The sequence below is a fragment of the Algoriphagus kandeliae genome (genome assembly GCF_004571135.1).
Lineage (GTDB): Bacteria > Bacteroidota > Bacteroidia > Cytophagales > Cyclobacteriaceae > Algoriphagus > Algoriphagus kandeliae.
Genome location: NZ_SPSB01000004.1, coordinates 540,480 through 564,515, shown reverse-complemented (window position 1 = coordinate 564,515; position 24,036 = coordinate 540,480). Strand labels below are relative to the sequence as shown.

Sequence of the window (24,036 nt, the reverse complement as noted above, 5' to 3'; positions counted from 1 at the left end):
TTATTGAATTCATAAAAAATTAATAAAAATTTTGAAACATTTTCATTTTTAGTGCCGTTTGCTACCTTTGTATTGTCATTTGAAGACAAACCCATCAGACCCGATGGACCCTGTAGCCCAAAATACCACCTCGAATGGATTCGCCATTCCGGGTTACACATTAAAAAAGAACCTATTAAACCAATTATTAGTATGAAAAAATTATTGTCTATGCTTTTTGTTGCCGGGATGGCAACAGGAGCCTTTGCCACAGGAGCAGAGAAATCTGTAGAGATTATTCACTCTGATGCTGCCAAAGTAACAGTTGCAATGACTGAAGCGCCAAGCAGCACCGTGATCGTTAAAATTTTGGATGAGGAAAACCGTTTGGTTTTAAGAGATCGGATCAACAAGTCGGAAGCTTTCGCAAAGCGCTATGATTTGAATGCACTTCCAAAAGGAACTTATTCTGTTGAAGTGTTGGATAATTCTGGTGTATTGCGAACTACAACTTTTCAAAACTTTGTAGACGAAAAGCCATCCGTTTACTCTCGCGTGTCTTTATTGGAAGACAACAAGTACCGACTTCTAGTAAGCAACTTGAGTGCGAAGGCGTTTACAGTTTCTATTTACGATGGTGATAAGTTGATCCACAGTGAGAAGGTAGCGGATGCACAAGGTCTTCACAAGATCTACAACATCGAAAAACCATCAGCTTCTATCAGTTTTCGAGTGACTACAGAAGGGGGATTTGACAAGTATCTTTCTGCCCTTTAAGAAAAGTGAACCAACTAGCTATTAAAAACCCCGCTCTGGGTCTGAGGCGGGGTTATTTTTTTGTCTTTTAAGTTCTATTTCAATACAAAAAACCAAATAACCAAAGGGGAATTCTTTTTCCATTCCCTCCTTGGATATCCAAAGCTAAATAAGCATTCGGTACTCCTCTAATCTGTTCCTCGCTTTTTGAAGCACCTCCCACCTCAAACACAAAAGATTCGTCTACCATAAAATCACCATATTTTGACGAAGTGACAAGATGCACCGGGCTTGTTTGATTTAAGAAAAATGTCTCTCTGATATTGCCTAGATTGGGCTGATTTGGTGAAAACAGGTAAATAAAATTGGTGTTATTGAGGAAGATTTTTTCCGGTTTTTGCAAGTAACTTACTCCTTTAGTGCTTGACCTCAACAAACTGAGGATCTGTGCCTGATCCATATAATCCAAAAGTCGTAAAATGGTATTCCTAGGAATCTCCAGCCGTTCGGACAACTTGTTGATATTTGGGGTAAAAGGTACCGACTCACTGATGACATAAAGCAGCTTTTTCATAGTTCTCACGGTGGAGTGCTGCAAATCCTCAAACGGTGCTACATCTGTTTCAATGACGAGATTAATCGTCTCTTCTAGTTTTTGATAATACGTACGCTTTGCCTCAGCAAAAAAAGGGAAGTAGCCATATTTTAAGTAGTTCTCAAAATCCTTTGGAAAATGGACCGAATCCAAAATATCTGGACCGATTACTTGATGTTTTTGGATAATATCCTCCAAAGAAAGCGGTTGGATGGGCAGTTTTTTCTCAAAAAGAAGAAACTCTCTGAAGGAAAGACCATGTAGATGGTAAACGGAAGCTCTTCGAGAAAGGTCGGCATTTCCCTTTGATAAGTCTAAAATAGAAGATCCAGTGGCTATTAATTGAATGTCAGGATAGTCATCATATAGCTGCTTTAAATCCTTTGACCAATAAAAGTATCGGTGTACCTCATCTAGTAAAAACAACCGAAACCCCTCTTGATAAAGTATATCGATAGTCTTTATTAGTCGATTTGTTTCAAAATAGAAATCATCTAAGCTAAGATAAATACCCTTGGTTTTCGCCTCAGATAGGTACTGAAGGAGAAGCGTCGTCTTTCCTACTCCTCGATAGCCCAAAACAAGAATTAATCGTTGCTCCCAATCAATTTTATTATACAGATATCGCTTAGGCTTCCCTTTTATAAGATGAATTTTCCGCTCTGACTTTTCGATAAGATTCTTCATAATTGCTTTTTATAGAAAGCAAATTTATAAAATGCTTTATCTAAATACTATTTTTAGATAATGCTTTTTTCAGAAAGCATATCTTGAAAAGATTTTCCTAGAAGGCATAGAGCCCTTAGTTAAGACTCCTGAAAAAAGCTAAAGCAGAATTATTTTTCCATTAAAAACTCAACGAAAACGCAGCACCGTCTCCGCTACTCTCTTTCCCAAAGCTTCGCCTTTTTTCAGAAAAATCGGATCCAATTCTTCCTGCAAATCAAAAGGCCCCTCTCCGGTGATGGCCGAGGCACCAAAAGCAGATTCTACCGTATCTCCACCAACCAGAATCATCCCATGAATCAGCATACTATGCATCAAATTCAGCATCACAAGCTCCTCTCCGATAGATATGCCTCCTCCTGTACTGAACACCGCACCAATTTTATCTTTCAAGGGTCTTCCCTCGAAAGGCCAGGAATTGATAAACTCCTGCACTGCCGGGGCGATATTAGCATTGTAAACAGGGGAACCCAGAATGATAGCGGAAGCGGCGAGTAAGTCATCCTGCAGGACTTGATCTATCGGTAAAAGCTTAACATCTACCCCTTCTACAGATTGCGCGCCTTCTCCTATGGCTTTCGCCATTTGCTCGGTATTTCCAGACTGGGAGTAGTAGGTGATTAAAATCAAAGGCTTTTCCTGAGCAAAAAGAAAATGAGAGAAGGCAAAGAGAAAGAGAATTAGGCTGAGTTTTCGCATGCGTTGGAAGGAAATAACTTGATTTATAAGCTAAAAAAGAGGCTGCCTTAAATGCTAATCATTGTCAGACTGAGCGAAGGCGAAGTCTTACTACAACGGATTCTGCTGCATTTCGACTCCGCTCAATGTGACAAATGAATATAGGCAGCCTCTTGATAATCTATTTAAGCGAAAAGCTTATTTACTCCAACTTGCCTTTCCTCCTTTGGCAGAATCGACGGTGATGCTATAGTTGGAAGCAGAAGATACAATCCACCTTACCTTCACTGCACTCATACCAGGGATATTATCCACAGCGATTCGTTCTGGTCTAAGCTTTTGCTCTTGGTAGCGCTTGAAATCTTCATTTTCCACGACAAAACCTGCGACTACCTTAGCTCCATCAATGGAAACATAGTCAGGCCGCTCAATATTGTATTTCAAATCCTGAGAGGAGTGGGTAGGCATCATTCGCTCATTGAAGATGGTAGCTGTAATTGCTTTCAATCCACCGCCCAGATCTTCTTCTTTAACATCCATCACGGATAGCTTTGGTGTGTGGTAAGCATGGTAAATAGTAAATGCTGAGTTGCGGTGCGCATCCTGCTCCATCAAGAAACCTGGATGGGCACGTCCAAAGGTCTTTTTAAAACCTCCAATCTCAATCTCACCATATTGTGGGTGATTGTAGCTTGCCCAGTCCACAAAGGCATCTCCAAAAGTCAGCAACTGATCGACTTTGAGTTGCTCCTCCTGATTGCCTCTACCGGCATTTTGATGGAAGTAGAGATAGGAAATCATCAGCTCATTGGAATAGGTGAAAATCCCACGATTGCCATAGAACCAATCCAATTCTCCTCCAAACACGGAATACAAATCCTTGTAAACAGTGAGGTAACGATATCCAGGCATCATTTCTTCGCCTTTTTTGGCAATGGCGTCGTAGATTCGGATATCCTCGCGGTTGTAGGTATTCACATCCTCTTCAGCACCTGGTCCACGAAGGATCATCCCTCCATAGTTGTGGTAACTCTGAGCCCCAGCGATATTGGGGTGCTTCATCACAAACTCCATCACTGAGCGGTTTTCTGGAAGAGTAAAAGGATAGCGAAGCGCTCCTCGCTGAATGTAATCCGGTTGCCAGTTCCAGCCCCAATCCCGGTTAGGATCGTAGTAGCCGACATCGTCATCATTGATACGTCCGTCCCCATCAAGATCGGTTCCTTCTTGACCAAGCATTTCATAGTCGCCCACTTGATCAGGTCCTACAGGTATTAAGCGACGAGGATCCAGCGGATCTTTGATGTATCGTCCTGTTGGGCTTTTTCGGATCATTTGGGTAATGTGACCATCTCCATTCAGATCGTCCATTTCATCTTCACCAGCTAATCCATCTCCGTCATTATCCAATACCATAACACCAGATCGAGGTGTATTTTGGGTATTTGGCTTCAAAAAGAAGTCATTTCGAGCGTCTGGATTGATTGTAGGAGTGATATAAAAGGTTTTATCCCGGAGCAATTCCTGGATAAATTCCGTATCCCCATGCATCTCGGTCAGATACCAGGCTGTATACAAAGCAAATTCAGCTCCCTGAATTTCATTAGAGTGAATATTGCCATCGATCCACATGGCCGGTTTGTCTGTATCTTTTCCTGCGGAAAAATCAGTAATCGTCAAGGTCATGATATCCCGGCCTTCATAAGATTTACCGATTGATTGGATTTTTGCTAAATCAGGATGAGCCTTGGCGATTTTTTGCATCACATCGACCAAACCTTCATAGGTATAGTAGCGATTCCATGCTACCTCTACCTTAGGCATGTGTGGTGAGCCAACTGCTTTGAAGAACTTCTCCTGCGCATTCACGTCCACGCTTGCCAAACCAGCCGCGCTCAAAGCCAGGGCAAGGAAATATTTTTTGATTTTCATAGTCTTCATGGCTTTAGAGTTTGAACGTTGCATTGATAAATCCTGCATGAGCTGCACCGGCTTTCAGGTTTACATCCCCTTTTCCGCGGATGATCCAGCTCAAACTCACTTTCTCATAAGCTCCAATGGAGTCGATCAATTGGATTTTTTCACCTGAAATCAGGCGATCTTCCCCAGCATTCAGATCTACTCGGATTTTCCGTAACCAACGGGAACGTTCACCCATTTCGGAATGAGTGGGAAGTGGTGCATTATTGAACAAATCCAAGGAAATTCGGGTCAAACCATTTCCGATGGATTCAATTTTTAGGTTTTGAACCTCCAAATTTGGCTGCATCTCAGCTAGCTTTAGAATGAAGTCCGTATGCTCTTCCGCGATTTCGCCTACTTTTTCATAAGGAGGATTAGCCATCACAAATGGTTTAACTCCTCCAACTTCTACTTTTTTACCTGGGAAATCAGGATGGGAAATCTCTGTCCAAGGAACAAAGACATCATTCCATCCCAAAGAATCTGCCCATGCCAAATAATTGGCTTCAGCATTGGATTTGCCTTTGAATTCAGGCACCCAATAGCCCGGTGTACTGAAACTTAATCGGGCAAAATGGAAGTAGGCCCACTGGAAGAAATCTCCATCAGTGCCTTGGTTGTTTTGCTGAAAAGCCTTTTGAGATACCGTGCTTTTGTATAGGTCAGAAACCATGGCATTGATGGCTTCGTCCTTTTGGAGAATGGAAGTCACCACTCGCTTTCTGGCATTCTGCGCATTGTATTTCAAAGGGGAAGAGAGGTTATTGGCTGGGGAGAAAGTCACAAAAGCGAAGATGTTCCACTGATCAAAAAGGTAATCCAAAAGCGCGCGACTTTCAGGTTGCGACACAGCAATATCTCCAGCCAAAGGTTCGAAAACAGGGAATTTGTAAGTCAAAGATTTATTGAAAGCAATACCTTCCTTCAAGTCTTCGGCGAAGTTGCCATCCTGATCCTCGTCCTTGCTTTCTTTGAAAACTTGGTAGCTTCCTGCTTCTCCTTTGCTTCGATCAGCTTTTACCAAAACTCGCTCGTCTTCCTTGGAAACAACATAATCTCCCATTGGGTCTTCTACTCGCATCCAGGTGATATAGCCATCACCGTTCAGGTCGCTGTATCCATTGTCGCCTGGAGTTCCGTCCCGATCATGATCTACAGATGCTCCATTTCCACGTCGCTCATATTTCAAGCTAGCATGGTACTGAGCATAAGCATCCGGAGACATATTTGGAAAGATGTAAAAAGTGGTTTTTTCCAAGACCTCCGAATGTTCATTGATTAGCTTCTCAGCAAATTGAGTTGCTAATTCGACACTGAGGACATGGTATCCTTCTACACCTCCGACAACTGCGATTGCAGGCTTTTCGTCTTGGTTGCCGGATCCAATTTTTAGAGCCCAAATCGGATTTCCTCCGGGAGTTTGGGCTAGTCTTTCGAGGCTGGCATTTGAGCTAGCCCCGATTTTTTGAAGTCGCTGTTCGAGTTGGGAAAGTGTAGGGTAATCATTCTGGGCCATAGAAGCACCAGAAATCAAAACACTTCCAGCCAACAAGCAGCCGAAAAAGAATTTTTTCATAAGGTTTGGATTAGATTTTCGCTAGATAATTAGTCTATATCGATGTCTAATTTTATCAAAATATCTCCACTTCCCCGCCAAGACTTATTTTTCCCCTCTAAAAAAAGCGTGAATGGGAGCTAATTTGGATGAGTGGAATCCAAAGATTTATGTTGGAGCGAAAGAGAAATTTTCATTATTTGAAAAAAATCCCTGTTTCTCATGTATAAAAAAATTGCCCTGGCCATTGCTTTTTCTCCGAGAATTGAGGCCTTGATTGCAGAAGTCAAACGTCTCGTTATTCTTTTTGATACGGAATTATTGCTGATTCATGTGGGTACTAAAACCCCCGAATTGGAGGCAAAGCTAAATGAAATGCTGGCTCGGCATGGCTGTGACAAACTACGAATCAAGGTGGTTTGGAAAGAGGGCAAACCTGTGAAAATGATTGTCAAAGCCTGTGAAGAGGAGAATGTCGATTTATTGGTTGCTGGAGCTTTGAAGCAAGAAGGGCTTTTCAAATATTACATGGGTACAGTGGGCAGAAAAATTATCCGTAAGGCTCCTTGTTCTGTTTTGACGCTCATCGAACCTAAGGTAGAAACTTCTGATTTTTCTCGAGTGGTGATCAACGGAACCCAATTGGAAATTACTCCTTATGTGATTGAAAGGGGATTAGAGTTTTCCAAAATTGTAAAGGCAGATATGGTTTCCATTCTCAATGAGATCAAGTTGTACGGTTTACAAATGGGGACTGCAAGTGAGGACTCGGAGGAGGAGATTGCTCAGACGCGACGACAATTGGTCCAAAATGAAATCGATTATGTCCAAAAAATCCTAGATACCCTCGATCCGGGAAAATTGAAAATAAATATTAAAGTCACAGGTGGAAAATGGGCTGTGGAATTGGCTCGATTCTGCGAAAAAACAGATGCTAATCTCCTCGTAGTAGGGGATAACCGGAAATTAAACTTCTTTGACAGACTCTTTCCTCATGATTTGGAAGAGCTTCTCAGTACCTTACCTTGTAATCTTTTAATCGTTAAAAAATAAACCTCCATGGAAACTTTAAACCATAAGGAGGTTATTAATCTCCTCTTACAGCTTGCTGCTATGCTTATCATAGCAAGGGTTTTTGCAGAGTTGGCCAGGAAAATCAAACAACCTGCAGTGGTAGGCGAAATCCTTGCAGGGATTGTTTTAGGACCAACTATTTTGGGAACAATTATGCCAGAATTCCATACTTATCTCTTCGGAGGAGGGGGGAATACGAACATAGCACTCGATGGCTTTGTACAGATTTCAGTGGTCTTACTCCTTTTCATTGCGGGACTGGAAGTGGAACTACAAATCGTATGGAATCAAGGGAAGAATGCACTTAAAATCGCAGTCGCCTCCATGGTATTACCGATTATTGCTGGCTTTGTGGTGGCCTATGCCTTCCCGGAATTTTTGGGTGTAAATATCAATGACCGAATGGTGGCTTCTACCTTTTTTGGCTTGGCTATCAGTATTACAGCCTTGGCGGTGGTTGCACGGGTATTGATGGATTTAAACTTGTTTAAAACCCCTACAGGTCTCTTGATCATCGCGGCAGCTATGATTGTAGATGTTTTGGGTTGGATTGTTTTCTCCGTGATTTTGTCACTATCTGAGACTAGCAGTGGAGGCCTGGGAGTTTGGCCTACGATAGGATTGACCTTGCTATTTACCCTAGTAATGCTGACAGTGGGGAAGGGCTTGATCAATAAAACGCTGCCTTGGATTAATAAAAAATTGGCCTGGCCAGGGGGCTTGCTTTCTTTGTCTTTGGCCCTATGTTTTTTGGCAGCTTCTTTTACTGAATTCATTGGAATCCATGCCATTTTTGGGGCATTTATAATTGGGGTAGCATTAGGTGATTCGGAATATTTGACAGAGAAAGCCAAGGAAATTTTACACCAATTCATCAATAATATATTTGCTCCGATCTTCTTTGTGTCCATTGGATTGAAGGTGAACTTTATTGAAAGTTTTGACCTCGGTGTGACGGGAGTAGTGGTGATTGTCGGTTTGTTGACCAAGTATTATGGAGCCTATTTGGGAGGAAGATTTGCTGGTGTCGGAAGGAAGCAGTCTATCATTGCTGGCTTTGGTTTGAGTACTAGGGGCAGCATGGATATAATTTTGGGATTGATTGCTTTGGAGTACGGGCTCGTATCGGATTCCCTATTTATAGGCTTGGTGATTTTGGCTTTGATTTCCAGTATCGCTTCGGGTCCATTGATGCGCTGGGCTGGGAATTTTAAATATTAAAAGCTTTTCTCAATCCTTCATCAATTTGTTCAATTGGGTAGAATTAACTTTCAGGTGTAATTTTGGGTTATAAAAATTCACCCACTTAGCAAACGATATGGCAAAGGCTCAGAAAATTGGCGTTTTACTCGTCAATTTGGGAACACCTGACAGCACTCAAACTTCGGATGTCCGAAAATACCTTCGCGAATTTTTAATGGATGGACGAGTGATTGACTTTCCATTTATTCCGCGATGGATGTTGGTCAATTTGATCATTGCTCCTTTTCGGGCACCAAAGTCAGCTAAGGAATACCGAAAACTTTGGACTGATAGAGGCTCGCCTTTGCTTTTTCATACAGAAGATCTTCGCGACAAGTTGATTCAAAAGCTAGATTCTGAAAAGTTCTTGGTGAAAATAGCCATGCGTTATCAAAATCCAAGTATCGAAAAAGGGCTTGCCGAATTGATGGCTGAAAAGGTTAAGAAAATCATTGTCGTGCCTCTTTTCCCCCAATATGCTTCGGCTACAAATGGATCGGTAATCGATAAAGTGATGGAGATTGTAAGAGGATGGCAAATCATTCCTGAGATTTCTTTCATTAGTAATTTCGTCGAGCATCCACTATTCTTGCAAGCCTGGGAAGAATTGGGAAGAGAAATGATGGAAAAGGGGGAATACGAACATTTTGTGTTTTCCTATCATGGTCTTCCGGAGCGACAAATCCGAAAAGGATCAGTTGATAATTATTGCCAACTCGGCGCTTGTTGCAATAAATACAGCGCCAAAAATCAATTCTGTTATCGGGCCCAGTGCTTCCAAACCACTCGTCTAGTTGCTCAGCGTCTGAATCTTCCTGAGGATAAGGTTACAACTTGTTTTCAATCCCGCTTGGGAAATGATCCCTGGGTAAAACCTTATACAGAGGATGTAATTAAGGAATTGGCAGGAAAAGGTATCAAAAAGGTGTTGGTATTTTCACCAGCTTTTGTTGCTGATTGTCTTGAAACCACTGTGGAGGTTGGGGAAGAATACAAGGAAGAATTTGAAGAGTTGGGAGGAGAACAATGGGATTTGGTGCCAAGCCTCAATTCATCTGACACTTGGGTAGAATGCATCAAGGACTTGGTGGAAAGCCGCGCCTGATTAGCGGTCTGAAACCAATAGTCGTACTTAGAATTCCCGAATTTTCTCGAAATTCGTAGCTGTTTTAAACCCATCACCTTGTCAAAAGCAACGAGTCGGACTCTTCTGATTTTCGGGATTGTCCTCATTTCCATCAACCTCCGAACCTCAATCGCCTCTGTTGGGCCTTTGATTCCATTTATTCGGGAGGATTTGGGGATTTCAAATGGTTTGGCTGGTTCATTGACTACGCTTACCCTATTTACTTTTGCCTTATTCTCGCTCTTTTCACCGGGAATAGGTAAGCGAATAGGAAACGGACGATCCATTTTTTTAGGAATATCCATCCTGGCCATCGGCGTGGTTTTGCGGGTTTTAGGAGGAGTAGAATTGTTATTTTTCGGTACAGCTCTTACGGGAATAGGGATCGTGATCGCCAATGTCCTGATGATTCCTTTTTTCAAGGCACATCTTCCTGAAAAGCTTGGATTATTGACCGCAATTCTTTCTACTGGTATGTCTCTTTTTGCGGCTATAGCATCAGGAGTTAGTGTTCCTTTGGCAGTGGATTCAGGCTGGGGATGGAGAGGTTCGCTGGCTTCCTGGGTGCTGTTGATGCTAATTGCTCTAGCTGTTTGGTTTCCTCAGGCCAAAGCCAAACCCTTACCAAAATCGGGGATTGAAATAACTGGTAAAAATGTATGGAAGTCAAAATTGGCTTGGCAGGTCACCCTTTTCATGGGAGCCCAATCCGTGATGTATTTCACGATGGTGACCTGGTTGCCTGATATGCTCATATCAAAGGGGATGACTCCTGTGCGGGCTGGTTTAGCTTTATCTTACATGCAGTTGATTTCCTTGATTGGGACTTTTTTCGCCCCGGGTCTGCTAATGAAATTACGTCAGCAACAAGGGGTAATTCTGGGTGTTTCAATTGGATACTTGCTAGGGTATAGTCTCCTTTTTTGGAATGAGCCATGGATTATTTTTACTTCGATGACCATTATTGGAATCGGGTCAGGAGCTAGTTTGAGTATTGCTTATACCTTAATCTCCCTACGAACGATCGAAGATCAGACTACATCTAGGCTTTCGGGCATGGTGCAATCTGCAGGCTATATTTTGGCTGCTTTAGGGCCTTTGCTTTTTGGAGTTTCCTTGGATTTGGTTGGGAATTGGGATTTTTTGAATTGGTTTTTACTTGTTATGACGATTCAGTTTTTGATTTTTGGCTGGGGTGCCGGGAAGGATCAAAAAATCTGATTCATTTTTTGAGTCTAAGCTGGATTTAATCGGCTAATTTTGGGCTCAAATTCCAAAGCTATGCAAGAGTTTTTCACCGAAATGGGTTTTTCTGAGCAGGTATTTACCTATTTCATCATGCCTGCCCTCATTTTTGTAGCCCGAGTTGGGGATGTATCGATCAACACCCTTCGGATTATGTTTATGATGAATGGGAAAAAGAACATAGCTCCCATTTTAGGTTTTTTCGAAGCCCTCATTTGGTTGCTTGCAATCGGACAGATTTTTCAGAATATCAATAACCCAATTTCCTACATAGCCTATGCGGCTGGTTTTGGGATGGGGACTTACGTAGGAATGCGTTTTGATGAAAAATTGGCTTTGGGGCGCGTGTTGGTTCGTGTGATTACACCCAAGCCTCTTCCTGAATTGGTGGAATATATGAAGGAAAAAGACTACAGATTTACCAGTGTGGGAGCTGAGGGACGATATGGGAAAGTCAATTTGCTCTTCACTGTCATGAAGCGTGATACCTTGCAGACTTTTATCGATAAGGTAAAGTCCCTTGATGAAAAAGCATTCTATACCATAGAAAGCGTCAAGAGGATTTCAGAAGATGATTTGAATGTGATGGAAGATCGTCCCCGATTCAAAAATTGGTTAGGTAGAAGGGCAAGAATTTAATGGGAAATTCCTGGTTTCAGTTTCAGCAGTTTCGAATCGAGCAGGATCGCTGCGGGATGAAGGTGTCTACAGATGCTGTCCTTTTGGGATCTTTGGCTAATCATTCAAATCCAAAAACCATTTTGGATATTGGAACTGGGACAGGTGTAATAGCTCTGATGCTAGCTCAGCGCTATAAGAATGCACAATTCATAGCAGTTGAGTTAGATCAGGATGCAGCTGATCAAGCTTTTGGAAATTTTGCTTCAAGTCCATTTTCGGAAAGGTTGAAATTACTGGAAGGGAAGATTCAGGAGTTCCTGTCGGAAAAACTTTTTGATCTGATCGTTAGTAATCCTCCTTATTTCACTGATCATTTGCTTCCTCAAGATCAGCAGCGGCAACGAGCGCTTCATACCGATGACTTATCTTTTTCAGAATTAGGTAGAGTTGTCGATCGATTATTAGCAATCGAGGGGGAATTTTGGGTGATTTTGCCCATTCATGAAATGGAAAAATTAAATCAGTTTTTTGAATCACTTCAAATTTTCCCTTTCAAATCTATTTTGATTCAAGATCGACCCGGAAAGAATCCGCATCGGAAAATCAATGCATTCAAGCGGGGAAAACAGGATATAACGGAGGAGTCGATTTGTTTGAAAGAAGAAAAAGGAGGTTTTTCAGATACCTACCGAAAGCTTATTTCTGGCTTTTTATTGGGTTACTGAGGGAATCTTTGTCCTTTTTCACTAAAAAGGATAGAAGATTTGGGATAACTCGTTGCAAGGGGAAGTGATTTCTATAATTTTGAGTTTTTAAAAAACTACCACACATGTTGAAATTTAGGTCTTTGGGCATTCTTTTAATGCTCTTTTGGTTTGCTTCGTGCACAGAAGAGGATCTTGGGGTGACATTTGTGACCACAGAAGAAGTTCTTTTTGCCAGTGGAGATCAAGTTCGACTTCTTGGTCGGGTGATCAGTGACCAAGATATTCAGGTCCAAGATCATGGATTTTATTTGGCAGAGGATGAAGCGTTTTCAAATCCACAAATCATTTCTTTGGGAGAGAAAAGTGGACCTGGAAGATTCATCGGGGAAATTTCCGGCTTGAGGTTAGGGACTAATTATTTTGCAAAAGCATTTTTGAATTTGGGAGGTGAAGTGGAGTTTGGAAATGTAATTTCACTTTCAACCCTAGAGCCTGCATTCAAGTCTTTTTCGCCTAGTTTTGGTGCTCCTGGAGAAGAGTTGATTATTGAAGGTAGGAATTTTGGAGAGGGGACTCGAGTGTTTTTTGGAGATCAAGAGGCAGAAGTTTTAGAAAACACCCTGCAAAGCCGTTTGTTAGTACGTGTCCCTCCTCCAGCTGATAATCCTTCCGTTCCTATTCGGGTTTTGTTTCAGGATAGAGAAGTAAGTTCTGCTGAACCATTCGAATACCAGCGAGGAGGCTATGAAATTGTCGCTAGATATCCTGGGGAGGTTAGAATGTATGATAACGTCTTTTTCCAAAATGACCCTAATAACCTTTATATAGGTTTGGGTTCAGAGAGAAGACAGGTTTTAATCTCAGGCTTTCAAAAGTTTGACGTAATATCCAATACTTGGTCTGCTGCTTCTTTCCCTGGTACAAATCGTTCATTTGCTTTTTTCACAGACCATTATTTGGGTGGCGGAGTTTCTCAATTAGGTTCCAATCCTTTCGTTTATGATGGAAGCTTTTGGGCAATGGAAAATGGAGGCTTTAAGCGATTACCAGATTTACCATTCTTAAGTAGAAATGCTATCGCATTTGAGATTAATGGGGATTTATATGTTTTGGGAAGAAATGCCCAAATCGTGGATTTCTTTTTCAAGTTTGATAAAACAAGTAACACTTGGGAAATTCTTCCTCCTGCTCCAGTATCCTTTTCTAGATCTGATGCCGCTTTTTCCTATGGAGACAAGGGCTATTTAATAAATGGAGGTGATGGGACTTTGTGGTCTTTTGACCCATCCAACAATGAATGGTCCACCATCAGCACTTACCCAGGAGCACTTGGAATTGGTCGAGGAATGGCACGGGTTATGGGAGAAAAGGCTTTCATCGGATTGTTTGAACGTACGGATGAAATTTGGGAGCTGGACTTAAACAGCTTCACTTGGAGAAAGAAAAATCCAATGCCTGGACTGCCTCAAAGTGTATTAGTAGCACATTTTGTAAGTGGACCGTACCTCTATATTATGCGGGTTCCCGATATAAATGTTCCGGGCGCATTTTCAATGGATTTCTACCGCTTTGACCCGGAGGGGATTTAATATGGATAGTATGAAAAAACTGCTTTTTACATTTTTGGCATTCATAATCCTGCAAGGTTTGGCAGCTCAGGACCAGCCGAAGCGTTCGGTAATTGGTCGAGATATTGGTCAGTTAAAAAATATCCGAATCACGGGTCGGATCATCGATGAGATTACGGGGGATGCCTTGATTGGTGCTACCGTTAGTATACCCGAGATTGATCAGACAAAAATTACTGATAATAATGGCGAGTTCGAATTCATTTTGGATCGGGCTGAATACACCCTAGAATTCAGATATGTGGGCTATGAAAGCATTACTTATCCGATCGTAGCGGTGGGTGATGGCCGGATTTCCATCCGGATGATTCAAGAAGATTTTGAATTGGAGGATGTAGTCATTTTTGGACGAGATCCGGAGAAAAACATCCGTTCCACTGACATGGGAGCCATTACCATGAGCATGAATACCATTCGAGAACTTCCTCCATTTTTAGGTGAAGTGGATATCATTCGATCTATGGCCACTCTTCCCGGTGTTTCTCAAGTTGGGGAGGCTGCCGCAGGATTAAATGTTCGGGGAGGCGGTGCTGATCAAAACCTGATTCAATTTGCAGGTGCTCCTATCTATAATCCAACCCACCTTTTTGGTTTATTTACCTCTTTCAATGCCGATATTGTAAATGACGTTACCCTTTACAAGTCAGTAATCCCACCGAAGTTTGGAGGAAGAGGCTCCTCGATTTTGGATATTTTGCCTAAGGCAGGAAGTATAGATAGTTGGGGAGGTGACTTGATGTTGAGTAATTATTCGGGGAAAATTGGAATCAATGGACCCTTGGTAAAGGATAAAGTTTCTATCCGAGGGGGATTCCGTGGTTCTTACATTAATTGGTTTTTGAATTCTCTCAGCAATCCAGACCTTAAGAATTCCCAGGCCAATTTTTACGATGGAAACTTGGTGATATCTGCTCCAATTTCAGAAGAACAGGAATTTACCTATAGTTACTATACCTCCTATGATGATTTTGCCTTTGCTTCAGATACTACGATCTCTTGGAAAAACAATTCTCATTCTTTCTCTTGGAAAGGGCGTTTTGGAGAGAAAGTAGGCGTGCAGGCTTTGGGTTACCTGACCCAATATGATTACAGCATTTTCAATCGATCCGGAATTAATGATTTTGACCTCAATTCCGGAATTGTAGACTATGGTGCCAAGGTTTTTGCTACCTATTCATTATCTCCAACCAATACCATCACCATTGGAGGGGATTTCAAGGATTTGACAGTGCAGCCAGGAGAATTAGTTCCTAACAATCAACAGGAATCCGGAATTTTGCCTCAAAAGGTACAGGATGAATATGGTAGAGAAATGGGAGCACATTTCCAGCATGAATTTGAATTGGGTGAAAAATTCGGGATGTCCTATGGAGTTCGCTATGACCTCTTCCAATATTTCGGCCCTAGGACGGTTCGCCAATATGCCGAAAATCAACCTATTTCAGATGGTAGCGCCATAGGAGAAACTACCTACGGAGATGGAGAAAAAATCATTTCCTATGATGGATTTGGGCCAAGAGCTTCCATTCGATACTCTCTTTCTAAATACAGCTCCATAAAGGCAGGTTATAATAAAATGTATCAGTTTATCCATCTAATTTCAAATACTGCCACCATTGCACCCACTGATATATGGAAGCTCAGTGATGAATTTTTGAAGCCTCAGATTGTGGATCAGTATTCCCTTGGATTCTACAACAATTTCAAGGGGAATATATTCGAAACTTCCATCGAGGTGTATTACAAGGATATTCAAAATGTAGTGGAGTACAAGGATGGAGCGAATCTGATTCTTCAAAATCATGTAGAAACGGAACTCGTGCCTGCTCAGGGAAGAGCTTATGGGGTGGAATTGTATGTGAAGAAGAACTTGGGTCGTTTGACGGGTTGGGTTTCATACACTTATTCCCGAAGTCTCCGACAAGTAATTACTGCCTTTGAAGAGGAGATTATCAATGATGGAGATTGGTTTGCCTCAAATTTTGACAAGCCTCATGATGTGACTTTGATTGGAAATTATAAAGTCAGCACCAATACATCCATTTCTACAACTTTTGGATATAGTACGGGAAGACCTGTTACATTCCCTGAGGCAAAGTTTGATTACGCAGGAAATAACCTGGCTTATTTCAATCGAAGAAATGAACAGCGACTGCCGGATTTCCATCGTTTGGACCTCGCTGTCAATTTCAAATTGAAAGGTCAAGGTCGATTCTTTGAGGATGGAGATTGGACCTTTTCTGTATTGAATGTTTATGGTCGAAAAAATCCTTTCTCTCTCTTTTTTGTAGATGAAGCAGGTGCCCCGCCACAAGCCCTTCGTTTGGCTGTACTCGGAGTGCCACTTCCTAGTTTGAGTTATTCAATCAAGTTCTGATGCCTAAGATGTTCAAAAGACTCATATATATTCTGCTTTTATTGCCGATGGCCTGCATTGATCCCTATGAAGTGGGGTTAGAAACAGGCGAGCAACTATTGACTGTCGAGGCTGTGCTGACTTCTGTGCCAGGAAGACAAGAGGTTCGATTGACTCGAAGTGACACGTACGGGTCAGTTTTTGAGGGTTTGATCAGACCTGTTCGTGGAGCGACAGTAGTGGTTAGAGATGATTTGGGGGAAGTAGTCTTTTTGGAGGAAAATTTGGAAGATCGAGGGAGTTATTTGACTCCTGCAGATTTTGCCACTCAGCCAGGAAGAACTTACACACTCCAAATTCAAACCACAGATGGAAAAGTGTATTCTTCTTTTCCTGAGAAAGTAGAGGCTGTTCCTGAAATCAATTCAGTAGGGATTGAGACGATTACTATTCCAGTTGAAGGAGAGGAGAATGTGCGATCAGGAATTCAATTAATCGTAGATATCCAAGATCCGGGGGATGAGAATAATTTTTATTTATGGAAAAATGGACCTTCGATTTACGTGTTGGAAACCCGGCCGGACCTATTTACTCCTAGACCCTCTGATACAAATCCAAGCCGTGACCCTCAGCCAAAGGACTGTTGCATCACATGTTTTCGTTCTGAACAGTTAAACAACAGTGGGATATTTATTGCCAATGATGATAATTTCAATGGGCTAAATACCCGTCTGGTAGCTGGGTTTGTAGAGGATGATGGATTGCGATTTGTGAATACTTACCGTGTAGATTTACGACAAATCAGTATTTCCCAAGAAGCTTATCGATTCCTTCGATTGGTGAAGCAACAGACAGAAATCAGCGGCTCTGTATTTGATCCTCCTCCGGCAAATATCCGTGGAAATATGATCAATCTGGAAAATCCTGAAGAAGTGGTTTTAGGCTATTTTATCGCAGGTGCAGAGACGGTAAGAAGGATTTATGTGAACAAATCCCAACTTACTTTTGCCCAGCCGAAAAGTATTATTCCGGATGATTGCCGTGAAGTAGAAGGTGCTCAATTGGATCCTCCTGCAGATTGGAATCCTTGATTTTCTGGTTTTAGTTCTCTATGAATTTTTCTTCGAAATGAATTCCATAATCTGCCAGCCGATCGAGAATTGGCAGGTAGATTTCTGGGATAATTGGAAGATGAAGTCCAGTCAGTTTGATTTCTCCTTCCAGAAATAAATCTACTGCGATTGCCAAAGGAAGTCCAACGGTTTTAGCCATGGCAGTATGATCTGAATTTTCCCCTTTTACTACCAAGCTGGAGATTAATTTTCGGGTAGAGTTATTTTCCTTGATTTCAAACTGATGCTGCATGACGATCATATCTCGGTCATCCGCTTTCAAGGTCCATTCTTTCTCTAAAATTGCCTGTAGAATTTGTGCTGGAGAACCTTGATAAATTGGAAGAGGATCATGGGAAAACAATCCCAGCCATTGAATCTTTTCGAAGGTTGGGAAATCCATATCCGGGATGTAGCTGCTCAATTTTTCTTCCACCGATCGCTCTGGATCAAAAGGCAAAAAGCTATTCAAGAAATCCCGCTTAGTGCTAGTTGAAGGAGGGTTTAATTCGATGCTGTCATCGGTAAGACCAAGTTCCACAAGCACATCCCATGCTTTGGTGAAACCTGTTCTTCGAAGTGTTCCACGAAGCATGGTTGGAATATTTTCAAGGCCATAAAGCTTTCTGTAGGCCAAAGAATCCCGATTGGGATAGCCTTCAAAATCACCTAATTCATCAAAGCTGACTTTTACTGCTCGTTTAAAAAGTTGATGATAGGGGATGTATTTGAGTTTGGACTGTTCGATATATCGTGACATTCCTTGTCCTGCCAAAACCACATTTCTTGGGTTCCAGGTAAATTTATATTTCCAAGGATTGTCTTCGCATTCAGGAGAAAGTAAACCTCCTGCGTAGGATTTGAAGGAAAGAATTTCCCCCTGATTTGCTTTTACCTGATCGATTATTTTCTTGGCAGACATGTGATCGATTCCCGGATCCAACCCGCATTCATTGAGGAAAAAGAGTCCTTTTTCACGGATTTGCGTTTCCATCTGCCGCATCTCCTTACTTTCGTAAGAAGCTGAGAAGAAATGTTTTCCAAGTTCCACACAATCAATTGCTACTTGCGGATGCATCCTTGCTGGAAGCATACTGATTACCACATCTGCTTCTTTGATTAATTGTCGACGGGCATTTTCATCTCCAATGTCTAAGGCCTTTGCTTCGGTATTTGCTTTTCCTTTCAGCTTTCTTTTTGCCAGTTCAACATCCAAATCTGCAAGGACAACATGACGATTTTTGGAAGATGCTTGATCTGCGAGGTGATCAATCAAAAAAGTAGAGGATTTTCCGCCTCCTAGAATTAAAATTCGATTCATAGTGAAAGGGTTTGGGTTCTTAAAATTGGAGAATAAAAGCCGGAGGAAAAAAGTCTTTGAAAGGAAATTGAAAAACATTTGCACAGGTTTTTCGTCTTATTTTTCCCATATTCAATTTACATGACAAAAACATCTACCCATCAAGAATTTGAAGTTCTTGATTACCAGGATTTAAGCACTGCAGAGCAAAACTTGATACTTGCCGCAAAAGAAATAAGCAAAAAAGCCTATGCTCCATATTCCAATTTTCAAGTGGGAGCAGCTGTTTTGTTAGAGGATGGGACGGTCCTGAAAAGTAGCAATCAGGAAAATGTGAGTTTCCCAGCAGGCGTTTGTGCAGAACACCTGGTGTTAAGCTATGCTGGTGCAAATTTTCCTGAAACAGCTCCAAATTGTTTGGCTTTGGTAGCAAGAAAAAAGGAAGAGGAGCAATGGGCATTTGTATCTCCCTGTGGGATTTGCAGGCAGGTAATCAATGAGGTGGAAAATCGCTTTAATAAACCAATAAAACTGCTCATTTTACGGCCGGATGGTCGAGTTTATTCCATTCCTGGTATAGCAAAACTTTTACCTTTGAAGTTTGACGATTTGAATTCCAAATGATTCGAAGCACTCAGCATTTTTCTTTTGAAGCGAGCTATTTTGTTTCGCATGAACCGGAATTAGATCCTGAAGACCTTTGGATCGTTTTCCATGGATATGGGCAACTTGCAGAGTTTTTTCTTCGAAAATTCATGCCCTTGGCTAATTCTCATCGACTATTCCTGGCTCCTGAAGGGACCAATTATTTTTACCTGCAGGACTTTAAAGGACGAGTTGGAGCAAATTGGATGACGCGATATGAGCGGGAGTTGGCAATCGCCAATAACCATCGCTATCTAGATGCCTTGGTTGGGAAGTATTTGGAAAAATTTGATTCCAAACCTCGGATTCATATCCTCGGTTTTTCCCAGGGAGCGGCCACTGCCACTCGGTGGGCAAGTCAGTGGGGTAAGAAAATATCAACCTTGGTTCTTTGGGCAGGGGGATTTGCAGAGGATATGGTGCTGGATGTGGCTCGCGAAAAATTTGAAAAAACCAAGATTTATATGGTTTTGGGTAGTGAAGACAACTTGATTACAGCAGAGAGTCTGGAAAGACAGGAAGAGCTGATTAAGAAATTGGGGAATCCCCTTGAGCGACTGGAATTTAGAGGAGGTCATGAGTTGAATTTCGACCTTTTGAGAAAAATTATTGAGAATGCATAAACTATTCGATTTTTGGCTTTTGATTTGTGTTGAAAAAAACAATTTGTACAAAATTGGACTTTGATTAATTTTCCTGAAATTTTCTAACTATCAATGCTTTCGCTTACTGACCAAGAGATAGACCGAATCTCTTCCCAACTCCTTAAAGGGATGGTGTGTTTTTTCCAAATAGACAAGAGAAAAATCCATCAAATGCCTGATGATGAGGACTATTTTAATTATGATTTGACTCCGGAAGAAGAAGATATTTTGGATGAAATTGATGCCAATCCGGATAATTACGCGGAGTTTACCAAAATGGAAATCTCGCAGGAACATCAAATCATGCAGGATTTTATTGATCGCCAAGTTAAGGAGCGTAATCTCGCCGAGGACCTGGTCAATGCCCTTACAAAACCCAAATCTCTTACAGCCTTCAAGTTTTTGATCGACGAGTCTAAGTACAAAGATCAATGGCAAGAGTATCGAAAAGGCAAATACAGGGATTGGGTTCGTGAGCAGGTAGACGGATTTAACTATGCAGAGGACTAATCCAAAAAAAGAAGATTTCTTTCTTTTTAGGTCTTTCTTTTTTCTTGCCTTAGCCCTACTGATTTCCTCCATTTCCTCAGGTCAAAGTCTTTCTCAAAAGCTTTCGGAGAATTCTGTATCTATCGTTTCCCATCGGGGAGTAATTGATGGAGAGACTTTGGAGAATTCACTTTTGGGGATCAAAATGGCTTATGAAAGGGGGATCGACTTTTTTGAAATTGATGTCAGGAAAGGTGGTAATGGGGAACTTTACCTACTTCATGATGCCACTTTGGACCGAACGACCAATGGAAAAGGTCCTTTAGAGAATAAATCAACAGAAGAACTTCAGCAAATCAAGTTAACTGGGTCGGGTGAGTTCCTTCCTAAATTTTCTCAATTGCTGGAATTTGCCCAAGAAAATCAGATCTATTTGATGCTGGATATCAAAGAGCCCATTCTTCAAGAGGTGATGGGAATGGTTCGGGATTTTGGTTTGTCCGACCGGTGTTTGGTTTTGACTTTTGCGCGAGACCGAGCGAGTGAGGCACGTCAGATTCCCGGTGATTTTTTGATTTCAGTTTTAGTCAATGGAGCTCAGGATTTGAATTATTATCAGGGGCTTTTTTCAGATCGGGACTTTTTGGCCTATGTTTCCAAAGAAGCTCCGATTGAGTTGTATCAATTGGTTCGCGATCAATCCATTCCTATTGTGACGGATGTGATGGGTGCAATAGATGAGCAGGCCCAAATTGACAAAGGGAAAAGTTACCAATCTTTTCAGGAGGATCGTCAAGCTGCGGTGATAGTAAGCGATTTCCCGATATTACTTAGAAATCAGCTGAATTAGGAACTTGATTTTTACAATTGTTCCTATTTTTTCTTTCTGCTTTTTGTTAGTATTTTAAGTGTAACTTTTTAAAAATCAGCAGAAAATGTTCTCCGATCCAAACATCACAGTTAGAAATGACTTAAAGCCTGGGGATCTTGGGCAAGTCGCCGCATTACATGGGAGAATTTACTTTGAGGAGCATGGATTTGGGATGGGGTTTGAGGCCTATGTAATGGATAGCCTTTTGGAGTTTTACAGGCAGTACAATCCCAAACGGGATCGGGTTTGGGTTGTGGAAAAAGAAGGTAAAATGATCGGCTTTTTACTACTGATGCATAGACAGGATATTCAGGCTCAGCTTCGATATTTTATCTTGGAGAAACCCTATCGAGGAATGGGTTTGGGGAAAAAGCTGATGGAGGAGTGGATGGATTTTTACCGGGAAAAAGGCTACAAAGGAGCTTTTTTATATACGACATCTGGATTGGATCCTGCTGTAAGCCTCTATGAGCGATTTGGATTTCGAAAGGTCAGCCAAATCAAATCCAGGAATTTTGGCGTTCCTCTATTGGAAATGCTGTATAGATTGGACTCAGAAAAGGACTAAACTTGATTTCTTTGCTCTTTTACAAAGTGCTAAAAATAGAAAAAACCGGAACCTCAGGGCTCCGGTTTTTTTGTTATAAACGGGTGTTGATTATTAGGATGCAGAACTTAATAATTCTTTTTGAATTACTTCTTCCAAGATATGCTTAGGCAATGCGCCTGCTTGCATCATAGGCTGCTTATCCATCGGGATAAATAGGATGCTTGGAATGCTTCGAATTTGAAAGACTGCTGCTAATTCCTGTTCCACCTCGGTATCCACTTTGTAGATGACAATTTCTGGATTTTCATTTGCTAACTCCTCCAAGATAGGAGCTACCATCTTGCATGGACCACACCAATCGGCATAAAAGTCTATAATGGCTGGTTTATCGCCTTTGAATTTCCATTCTCTTTCGGTGGTATAATCAAATACTTCGTCTTTGAATTTCTGGGTTGTTAGTTTTACAGTAGGCATAATAGTTTCATTTTGCTGGTGTAAAGGTAGCTATATGCATTGGAAACTGCTGTAACCCATGTTACATAATACCTTGGAATCTTGTTTAGCTCCAAAGAAAGCTGTTTTCTGATTAGCTTAGATTTGAACTTTTTGGAGAATTAAAAAAAGGGTATTTTAGGAAAGAAGATTTTCACAAAATCATGGAAAGAGTAGCCTTTGATCATTCTCCAAATAATGGGTTTTTCAAAATTCTTTCCCATCGAATCGATGCTTATTTTATTGAAAACAAGCGTTCCAAAAAATCAAATGGACTTTATTTGGCTAAAATTCTTTTCTATGTAGTGGTTACGATTTCCTTATATGCTGCTATCCTGAGCAAAGTTTTCGGTGGGTGGGCTTTGGCGATTTTATTTCTGCTTTTTGGAGTTTCTATGACTATTTTACTTTTTACTGTTGCCCATGATGCCTCACATCAGGCAATTTCAAAAAGGCCATGGATCAATCGTCTACTTTCCTATGTCTGGAATTTAGGTGGTATTTCAAGCTATTTTTGGGGGTTGAAGCATAATATAGCCCATCATACTTTTACAAATATTCCAGGAAAAGACGATGATATTGACCAAAGTAAATTATTGCGCCTAAATCCAAACGCAAAGCGCAGGGGGTTTCATAGATTTCAGCACCTTTATGCTCCTTTTTTGTATGCGCTTTTAAGTATAAATATTGTCTATTTCAAAGATTTTAAGCTCTTGCTTCAGCACCAGTTTGGAAATAAAACCATCGATCGACATCCTAGGAAAGAAATTTGGATCTTGGTGGCCACAAAGCTTTTTTTCATTGGATACATGATCTTAATCCCTAAGTTCGTTTTAAATCTTACCTGGTTAGAAATCCTCGGATATCACCTCATTATGCATATGGGTATAGGGCTTTTTATTGGCTTTATACTTGTTCCGGTACATGTAACTGGGGAATCTACTTATCGCTTGCCTGATTGGAATGGAAAAGTTCATTATGGTTGGGGCGAGCACCAATTAGAGGCGACAGTGGATTTCGCTGCCAATAGTTATTTGGTTAATTGGGTCACCGGGGGATTAAATACGCATGTAATACACCACTTATACCCTGGGATTAACCATATCCACTATTATCAACTCACTCGGATCATTCAAGAGACAGCTCTAGAATTCAATTTACCATACCGAAATTATTCCTTGGGAAAGATCTTTATAGAACATCTACGTTTTTTGAAGGCCTTGGGTGAAGAGGATAATCCTACCCAAAACGAACAATTCAATCTCACTTTATCGTGATTAATTACCTGCACCATGAATAAAGAACAGAAGACCTATCCAAAGGGCTATTTTATCATTTTGGGAACGCTTTTGGGTTTGCCATTTGGAATCGCCTTTTCTTTAGCTATCGGGAATTTTGCTTTCGTAGGTTCGGGAATGGCCATTGGACTTCCGATCGGAATTGCCTTGGAAGAAAAGTATAAAAAGGAGGGCCGAATTAGACCCGATCAGCCAGGTAAAAGCCAAATGAGACAAAAGGTTTTACTTCTGATTTTGGGAATAACCTTAGCCTTGGTAGTTATCACGATCTCCTACCTAAGGTTTAAATAACTTATGGGAGGGGATTTATTTTGGAAGATCGGGTACTTTCATCATTCTTTCCCATGAGCCTTCCGAATATTTTTCTAATTTTGCCCCAATTTGG

Annotated in this window: 23 protein-coding genes; 17 read left to right on the top strand and 6 right to left on the bottom strand. The window is 41.3% G+C overall.

Going from position 1 to position 24,036, the window contains the following annotated elements; all coding sequences use genetic code 11:
- The first annotated feature begins 192 nt into the window (after positions 1–192).
- Entirely contained in the window at positions 193–756 is a 564-nt protein-coding gene (locus tag E4S40_RS14820; RefSeq protein WP_135075824.1) for a hypothetical protein, read from the top strand.
- Between the two features lie 79 nt (positions 757–835).
- On the opposite strand, the gene E4S40_RS14815 is transcribed toward E4S40_RS14820, so the two are convergent.
- From E4S40_RS14815 to E4S40_RS14800, 4 genes are all read right to left on the bottom strand, one after another.
- Entirely contained in the window at positions 836–2,017 is a 1,182-nt protein-coding gene (locus E4S40_RS14815; protein WP_135075821.1) for an ATP-binding protein, read from the bottom strand.
- Between the two features lie 168 nt (positions 2,018–2,185).
- Complete coding sequence (locus E4S40_RS14810; RefSeq protein ID WP_135075818.1) at positions 2,186–2,755, bottom strand: flavodoxin family protein; 570 nt, start codon at positions 2,753–2,755, stop codon at positions 2,186–2,188.
- A 177-nt stretch (positions 2,756–2,932) separates the two neighbouring features.
- Entirely contained in the window at positions 2,933–4,666 is a 1,734-nt protein-coding gene (locus E4S40_RS14805; RefSeq protein ID WP_135076492.1) for a M14 family metallopeptidase, read from the bottom strand.
- Positions 4,667–4,679: 13 nt separating this feature from the next.
- The gene (locus tag E4S40_RS14800; protein ID WP_135075815.1) at positions 4,680–6,272 is read right to left on the bottom strand and encodes a M14 family metallopeptidase; all 1,593 of its coding nucleotides are present in this window, start codon (positions 6,270–6,272) and stop codon (positions 4,680–4,682) included.
- Positions 6,273–6,473: 201 nt separating this feature from the next.
- Here E4S40_RS14800 and E4S40_RS14795 point away from each other — a divergent pair, with 201 nt between their 5' ends.
- From E4S40_RS14795 to E4S40_RS14755, 9 genes are all read left to right on the top strand, one after another.
- Positions 6,474–7,304 carry a universal stress protein gene (locus tag E4S40_RS14795; RefSeq protein ID WP_135075812.1) on the top strand — a complete coding sequence of 277 codons (831 nt, stop codon included), beginning with the start codon at positions 6,474–6,476 and terminating at the stop codon, positions 7,302–7,304.
- A gap of 6 nt (positions 7,305–7,310) precedes the next feature.
- On the top strand, positions 7,311–8,546 hold the full coding sequence (locus tag E4S40_RS14790) for a cation:proton antiporter (protein ID WP_135075809.1): 1,236 nt from the start codon (positions 7,311–7,313) through the stop codon (positions 8,544–8,546).
- Between the two features lie 97 nt (positions 8,547–8,643).
- Complete coding sequence (hemH, locus tag E4S40_RS14785) at positions 8,644–9,672, top strand: ferrochelatase (RefSeq protein ID WP_135075806.1); 1,029 nt, start codon at positions 8,644–8,646, stop codon at positions 9,670–9,672.
- 78 nt (positions 9,673–9,750) lie between these two features.
- On the top strand, positions 9,751–10,914 hold the full coding sequence (locus tag E4S40_RS14780) for a CynX/NimT family MFS transporter (protein WP_135075803.1): 1,164 nt from the start codon (positions 9,751–9,753) through the stop codon (positions 10,912–10,914).
- A 60-nt stretch (positions 10,915–10,974) separates the two neighbouring features.
- Positions 10,975–11,577 carry a DUF2179 domain-containing protein gene (locus E4S40_RS14775; protein WP_135075800.1) on the top strand — a complete coding sequence of 201 codons (603 nt, stop codon included), beginning with the start codon at positions 10,975–10,977 and terminating at the stop codon, positions 11,575–11,577.
- Complete coding sequence (locus E4S40_RS14770) at positions 11,577–12,284, top strand: tRNA1(Val) (adenine(37)-N6)-methyltransferase (RefSeq protein ID WP_135075797.1); 708 nt, start codon at positions 11,577–11,579, stop codon at positions 12,282–12,284. The genes E4S40_RS14775 and E4S40_RS14770 overlap by 1 nt, the downstream gene beginning before the upstream one ends.
- A gap of 104 nt (positions 12,285–12,388) precedes the next feature.
- Positions 12,389–13,855, top strand: a complete 1,467-nt coding sequence (locus E4S40_RS14765; protein WP_135075793.1) for an IPT/TIG domain-containing protein — start codon at positions 12,389–12,391, stop codon at positions 13,853–13,855.
- A 10-nt stretch (positions 13,856–13,865) separates the two neighbouring features.
- A complete protein-coding gene (locus tag E4S40_RS14760; RefSeq protein ID WP_135075790.1) occupies positions 13,866–16,271 on the top strand; it encodes a TonB-dependent receptor in 2,406 nt (801 codons plus the stop codon).
- Entirely contained in the window at positions 16,271–17,341 is a 1,071-nt protein-coding gene (locus tag E4S40_RS14755; RefSeq protein WP_237563205.1) for a DUF4249 domain-containing protein, read from the top strand. The genes E4S40_RS14760 and E4S40_RS14755 overlap by 1 nt, the downstream gene beginning before the upstream one ends.
- Before the next feature lie 10 nt (positions 17,342–17,351).
- Here E4S40_RS14755 and E4S40_RS14750 read toward each other — a convergent pair whose 3' ends face one another.
- The gene (locus tag E4S40_RS14750) at positions 17,352–18,683 is read right to left on the bottom strand and encodes a saccharopine dehydrogenase C-terminal domain-containing protein (protein WP_135075787.1); all 1,332 of its coding nucleotides are present in this window, start codon (positions 18,681–18,683) and stop codon (positions 17,352–17,354) included.
- 120 nt (positions 18,684–18,803) lie between these two features.
- Here E4S40_RS14750 and E4S40_RS14745 point away from each other — a divergent pair, with 120 nt between their 5' ends.
- From E4S40_RS14745 to E4S40_RS14725, 5 genes are all read left to right on the top strand, one after another.
- Positions 18,804–19,286 carry a cytidine deaminase gene (locus E4S40_RS14745; protein ID WP_135075784.1) on the top strand — a complete coding sequence of 161 codons (483 nt, stop codon included), beginning with the start codon at positions 18,804–18,806 and terminating at the stop codon, positions 19,284–19,286.
- Positions 19,283–19,930: an alpha/beta hydrolase gene (locus tag E4S40_RS14740; protein WP_135075781.1), complete on the top strand. Its 648-nt coding sequence runs from the start codon at positions 19,283–19,285 to the stop codon at positions 19,928–19,930. The genes E4S40_RS14745 and E4S40_RS14740 overlap by 4 nt, the downstream gene beginning before the upstream one ends.
- A 93-nt stretch (positions 19,931–20,023) precedes the next feature.
- Entirely contained in the window at positions 20,024–20,461 is a 438-nt protein-coding gene (locus E4S40_RS14735; protein WP_135075778.1) for a UPF0158 family protein, read from the top strand.
- Entirely contained in the window at positions 20,448–21,290 is an 843-nt protein-coding gene (locus tag E4S40_RS14730) for a glycerophosphodiester phosphodiesterase family protein (protein ID WP_135075775.1), read from the top strand. The genes E4S40_RS14735 and E4S40_RS14730 overlap by 14 nt, the downstream gene beginning before the upstream one ends.
- Before the next feature lie 85 nt (positions 21,291–21,375).
- A complete protein-coding gene (locus tag E4S40_RS14725; protein ID WP_135075772.1) occupies positions 21,376–21,879 on the top strand; it encodes a GNAT family N-acetyltransferase in 504 nt (167 codons plus the stop codon).
- Between the two features lie 93 nt (positions 21,880–21,972).
- Here E4S40_RS14725 and trxA read toward each other — a convergent pair whose 3' ends face one another.
- Positions 21,973–22,335 carry a thioredoxin gene (gene trxA / locus E4S40_RS14720; RefSeq protein ID WP_135075769.1) on the bottom strand — a complete coding sequence of 121 codons (363 nt, stop codon included), beginning with the start codon at positions 22,333–22,335 and terminating at the stop codon, positions 21,973–21,975.
- A 182-nt stretch (positions 22,336–22,517) separates the two neighbouring features.
- Between trxA and E4S40_RS14715 the strand changes: the two genes are divergently transcribed.
- Both E4S40_RS14715 and E4S40_RS14710 read left to right on the top strand, forming a co-directional pair.
- Positions 22,518–23,630, top strand: coding sequence for a fatty acid desaturase family protein (locus tag E4S40_RS14715; protein ID WP_135075766.1), 1,113 nt, complete (start codon positions 22,518–22,520; stop codon positions 23,628–23,630).
- 15 nt (positions 23,631–23,645) lie between these two features.
- Positions 23,646–23,942: a hypothetical protein gene (locus E4S40_RS14710; protein WP_135075763.1), complete on the top strand. Its 297-nt coding sequence runs from the start codon at positions 23,646–23,648 to the stop codon at positions 23,940–23,942.
- Positions 23,943–24,036: the final 94 nt, after the last annotated feature.